Annotated in this window: 1 protein-coding gene and 1 pseudogene; both read left to right on the top strand. The window is 58.6% G+C overall.

Going from position 1 to position 955, the window contains the following annotated elements; genetic code table 11:
* Positions 1 to 648: pseudogene (locus tag B3V69_RS08815) on the top strand (long-chain fatty acid--CoA ligase); the annotation flags it as partial.
* On the top strand, positions 645 to 955 hold a 311-nt coding region (locus B3V69_RS08810), incomplete at its 3' end, for an ATP-binding cassette domain-containing protein (RefSeq protein ID WP_296445710.1). The pseudogene B3V69_RS08815 and the gene B3V69_RS08810, both read left to right, overlap by 4 nt.

The following is a 955-nucleotide window of genomic DNA, read 5'->3' as shown; positions in this document are numbered from 1 at the left end:
GCCGAGGTGCTTAGCGCTGATGGCTGGTACCACACCAGTGACGCCGGCTTTCTCGATGCGCACGGCCACCTGAAGATCATCGACCGCGTGAAAGACGTGGGCCGCATCAAGGGCGGCGCCAATGACGGCGCCATGTTTGCGCCCAAGTATGTGGAGAACAAGCTCAAGTTTTTCCCGCACATCAAGGAAGTGGTGGCCTACGGCGACGGCCGCGAAAAAGTGTGCGTCATGATCAATATCGACTTCGACGCGGTCGGCAACTGGGCCGAGCGTCGCAACCTGCCCTACGCCGGTTACACCGATCTGGCGCAAAAGCCCGAGGTCTATCAACTCATCAAGGAGTGCGTCGAAAAAGTAAATGTCGATCTGAGTGTCGACTCGATGCTGGCCGGTTCACAAGTGAGCCGCTTCCTGGTGCTGCACAAGGAGCTGGACGCGGACGACGGCGAGTTGACCCGCACCAACAAGGTTCGCCGCGGTTTCATCGCTGAAAAATACCAGACGCTGGTAGACGCCCTGTACGAAGGCCGCACATCGCAGTTCATCGAAACCCAGGTCAAGTTTGAAGACGGTCGCACCGGCAGCGTCAGCGCCACGCTGCGAATCGACGACGCGAAGACCTTCGCGCCGGTAAAGGCAGCAGCATGAGCAAGAAAATAGGCGACGTCATTCTCGACGTCAAGAACATCTCTTTGAGTTTCGGCGGCGTCAAGGCGCTGACCGACATTTCATTCAATGTGCGCGAGCATGAGGTGCGCGCCATCATCGGCCCCAACGGCGCGGGCAAGAGCTCCATGCTCAACTGCATCAACGGGGTCTACACACCGCAGCAGGGCTCCATCGCCTTTCGCGGCAAGACCTTCAACCACATGGACAGCCACCAGGTGGCCGTGATGGGCATTGGGCGCACTTTCCAGAATCTGGCGCTGTTTAAGGGCATGAGCGTGATTGACAA

The organism is Rhodoferax sp. UBA5149, assembly GCF_002413825.1.
Taxonomy (GTDB): Bacteria; Pseudomonadota; Gammaproteobacteria; order Burkholderiales; family Burkholderiaceae_C; genus Rhodoferax.
This window is presented reverse-complemented; position numbering and strand designations above follow the sequence as displayed.